At 71.3% G+C, this 1,823-nt stretch carries 2 protein-coding genes and 1 pseudogene; all 3 read right to left on the reverse strand.

Features of this window, described 5'->3' with window-relative positions:
* A partial coding sequence (locus ABNT58_RS18240) for a serine hydrolase (RefSeq protein ID WP_348754866.1) occupies window positions 1-583 on the reverse strand: 583 nt, incomplete at its 3' end.
* Window positions 504-1,634, reverse strand: coding sequence for a serine hydrolase (locus ABNT58_RS18245; RefSeq protein WP_348754867.1), 1,131 nt, complete (start codon window positions 1,632-1,634; stop codon window positions 504-506). The genes ABNT58_RS18245 and ABNT58_RS18240, both read right to left, overlap by 80 nt.
* Window positions 1,631-1,823 (reverse strand): annotated as a pseudogene (locus tag ABNT58_RS18250) (ROK family protein); the annotation flags it as partial. The pseudogene ABNT58_RS18250 and the gene ABNT58_RS18245, both read right to left, overlap by 4 nt.

The raw sequence follows: 1,823 nt of genomic DNA on the forward strand, positions 1-1,823 counted from the left end.
GCAGCTCGCGGGCGCGGGGATGCAGCTCGGCATACACGTCGTAGCGCACCTGCGCAAAGTCGGTCAGCGTGCCCACGCCGTCGCCCATCAGCGCCTGCGCGTGACGGTTGAGCGTGTCGACGCCGATGCTGCGCACCAGCAGGTTGGCGGCTGTGTTGTCGCTCTGCTCCATCATGCGCTTGAGCAGCGATTCGATGGTGTAGCCGGTGCCCGCCTTCTGCCACACCAGCGCGCCCGAGCCGTCCACCTTGTCGTTCTCCTGCAGCACCAGCTTTTGCTGCAGGCTGCCGCGCCTGGCTTCCAGCTCCTGCAGCACAGCCAGCGCCACCGGCAGCTTGGCGGTGGAAGCGAGGTACCAGCGCCGGCCGGCCTGGTAGTTCATGGTCTCGCCGTTGTCCAGCCGCTTGACGAAGACGCCCAGCTGGCCGGGCGTGGCCTCGTCGATGCGCTGCACCTGCTGGCGCAAGGCGTCCGCCCAACCCTCGGGCGGGGCGGCGGTGGCGTCAAGGCTGGTCCACAGCGTCAGGGCCGCCAGAAGCAGCGTCGGACGCCAGGCGGGGGGTGTTTTGGCACAGGGGGTCATGGGGTTTTCCGTCGGTCAGCAGGCCGGATTGGCAAAGGGCGGCGCCCACGTCGCGCAGCGCGCGGTCGGAGCGGGTGACCGACAGCTCGCCGCGGGTGCAGGCGGCCACGATCACGCGGGTGTCCTTGCCCAGGCGCGGCACGCTGATCACGCCGCTGTCGCAGGTGCGCGCGCGCTGGGTGCCGGTCTTGTGGGCAAAGCGGGCGCGCAGCGGCAGCCCGGCCTTGATGCGGTTGGGGCCGGTCTTCACCCGCTCCATCACCTTCAGCAGCCAGGCGGTGCCCACCGGCCCCAGCGCCTTGCCTTCGGCCAGCTGGGCCAGCAGTTCGCCATAGGCATCGAGCCGGCCACTGTTCAGGCCGCTGGCGTAGTAGGCGTCGTAGGCCTGGCCGATGCTGGCCAGCCGCAGGTCCTGCGGCGGCACGGCCAGCAGGTGGGCCAGCGCCAGCCGCCGTTCGGTGTCGTTGCGCTGCTGCTTGAGTAGTTGGAAATCGCTGCCCTGCAGGTGCAGTGCCTCGGGCGTGAGCTGCCGGTACACCTGGCGCCGCACGTCGGCCAGGCTGGTGATGCGCTGGAATCCGTCCGGCACCAGCTCCTGCACCAGCGCATTGACCGCGCCGATGCCCACCAGGCCGATCAGCATGTCGGTGGCGGTGTTGTCGCTCCACACGATCATCTGTTCCAGCAGGTAGCGCACCGTCAGTGCCTTGCCCACCGGCTGGTGGCGGGTGGGGCCGGCGCCGTCCACCAGATCGGCGGCGCGCAGCGTCAGGCGCGTGTCCAGGCCGAAGTCGCCGCGCTCCACACCGCGCAGCACGGCGATGGCCACCGGCACCTTGACGGTGGAGGCCAGGTACCAGGGCTCGTCGGCGTGGAAGGAGGTGGACACGCCGCTGTCCAGGTCACGCACGTAGACGCCGATCTGTGCCGTGTGGCGCGCGGCCACGGCCGCCAGCTCGGCTTGCAGGCGCGGCACCCAGGCGGCATCGGGCGCTGCGTGCAGCGGCGCCGCCGCCAGCGCCAGCGCGGCCCAGGCCAGCCAGCGCCTCATGCGGCGCCGTCGCCCCGCTGGTTCGTGAAGCTGGCGTTGCCCAGGCCGGTGCCGATGGTCAGCACCGCCCACTTCGGCACGTCGCGGGTGAAGGGCAGCTCGCTCAGGCCCTGCACCACCGCGTCGTTGTGCATCACCACCTGGGTGGGCCGGCCACCGATCTCGCGGATGTTCTCCTGCAGCCGGCGC

This window comes from uncultured Aquincola sp. (genome assembly GCF_964001545.1).
Classification (GTDB): Bacteria; Pseudomonadota; Gammaproteobacteria; order Burkholderiales; family Burkholderiaceae_C; genus Aquincola.